Source organism: Chloroflexota bacterium (genome assembly GCA_038040195.1).
Taxonomy (GTDB): domain Bacteria; phylum Chloroflexota; class Limnocylindria; order QHBO01; family QHBO01; genus DASTEQ01.
The window spans coordinates 1-1,916 of sequence record JBBPIR010000029.1 but is presented as its reverse complement, the minus strand read 5'-3'; the positions used below and the strand labels follow the sequence as shown (position 1 = coordinate 1,916).

Annotated in this window: 2 protein-coding genes; both read right to left on the bottom strand. The window is 68.1% G+C overall.

Annotated elements, in window-relative coordinates; genetic code table 11:
- Window positions 1-799 (bottom strand): ERCC4 domain-containing protein (locus AABM41_09815; GenBank protein MEK6192592.1); only part of this gene is annotated, 799 nt, incomplete at its 3' end.
- On the bottom strand, window positions 796-1,764 hold the full coding sequence (locus tag AABM41_09810) for an integrase core domain-containing protein (GenBank protein MEK6192591.1): 969 nt from the start codon (window positions 1,762-1,764) through the stop codon (window positions 796-798). The genes AABM41_09815 and AABM41_09810, both read right to left, overlap by 4 nt.
- Window positions 1,765-1,916: the final 152 nt, after the last annotated feature.

Sequence of the window (1,916 nt, the reverse complement as noted above, 5' to 3'; positions counted from 1 at the left end):
CGAGCGCTGTGGAGAGGAAGCGGTAGGTCCATTCCTCGGCGAAGCGGCGGGAGTCGGCGAACACCAGGTGGACTTCGGGGTAGCGCACCTCGAGCCGGGCCAGCTGGTCGGCCAGCCAGCTGCCGTTTACGTGCTCGAGCTTGTACAGCGCCGAGTATCTGCCCTCGACCACGACGGCGGCGAGGGGGAGTTCCGCAAGCCGCTGTATTTGGAAGGCGAGTGTTCCGTCGGAGAGTGTGGCGGCGAGGTTCTCGAGGCTCTTGCGCTCGACCGCGGCGAGCAGGGTTCCGTCTGCTGCCTGTACCGCGTAGTCCCCTGCGGGGAGGGCAACCCGAATCGTCTCGACGTTCCGCTGGGCGAAGCGGTACGGGTAGCGCTCCCTGGTGTCGGTGGCGATCGTGACCGGGTCGGTGAGGATGCGCCGGCGGGGGATCCTGCCGCCCGGGTTGGCGGTGCGGGCGGTCTTCTGGGTCTGCCAGAAAATCGCCTCGCGGCCCTTTACGTGCGTGAGGACGAACTGGGAGCGGGCCAGCCGGGGACGATCGAGCAGCAGGTCGATCGCCGCTCCCCGCCGGCGGCACAAAAGGACAGCGGTCTCCTCGACGGTCTCGGCTTCTTTAGGCCAGGCGCCCTCGAAGCGGTGGCAGTACACGCGCGCGGTCGTCGGCCACGGCTCCCGTGCTTTGAGCACCAGCCCGCCCTCGAGCGGGAGCCGCAGCAGGTAGGGCAGCTTGCTGTCGGCCTCTGGGTTCCGCGCTACGACGAAGACAGCCGCGACGCCCCGATCTCGCCCGGTCATGCGGCCGCAGCGTAGTACTCGTGGATCAGCCCGCCCAGTACGTCTCGGCGGCGGATCTCCGAACTGGGAGGCGAGGCCCGCATCTGGGGTGAGCCGGCGGGAGCGGCAAGCTCCAGCGAGCGGTGCGGGCGCTCGGCGTTGTAGTGGGCCGCGTAGTCGCGAAGGACGTGCTCGAGATGGCGGCGGCCGAACACCAGCACGTGATCCAGACATTCGTTTCGAACGGTGCGTACCCAGCGCTCCGCGACCGCGTTCGCCTTCGGCGCCCGGAACGGCGTCTTGATCACTTTCACGCCCTCGCAGCGCATGAGCTGATCGAAAGGGCCCGAGAACTTGGCGTCCCGATCGTGCACCAGGAAGCGCACGTTCTCCAGCCGCTCCTCGACCGCCAGGTTGCGGCCCTGCTGGGCAACCCAGGCGCAGTCGGGGTTTGCGGTGACTCCAGCGAGGTGAACACGCCGCGACCCCAGCTCAATGAAGAACAACACGTACAGCGTGCGCAGCCACGCCGTCTCCACGGTAAAGAAATCGCAGGCCAACATTCCTTGCGTCTGCGCTCGCAGGAACTCGCTCCACGACGGTCCATCCCGGCGTGGGGCCGGACCGAGACCGGCACGCCTCAGGATCGTCCTGATCGTGGTCGCGCCCACCCGGATGCCGAGCTTGCGCAGCTCGCCCTGGATCCGCACGCAGCCCCAGCTGGGACTCTCCCTTGCCAGGCGCACCACCAACTCTCGGAGCTCAGGATCGATCGGCGGCCGACCCGGAGAGCGGCGCCGGTACGTCCACTTCCTCGCGACGAGCTCGCGGTGCCAGCGAACCAGCGTCTGCGGCCTGACCACGAACACAGACCAACGATCCCTCGGCAGCAGGCTGCTGGCAGCGGTGAGCAGCACTCGGTCCCTCCGTCGCAACGGCGGCCGCTTGACCGTCCGACGCAGCACCGCCAGCTGGTGACGAAGCACCGCGTTCTCCACCTCCAGCGCAGCAACAGACGAACTCCCGCCAATAACCCGAAGCAGGCACCGCGCAGCCAAATGCACGAGAAAGAAAACCACCCGCCGATCGTACGGACCGCCCGACCCACGCGCGAATCAGAGTTTCCGCGCCCTACAGG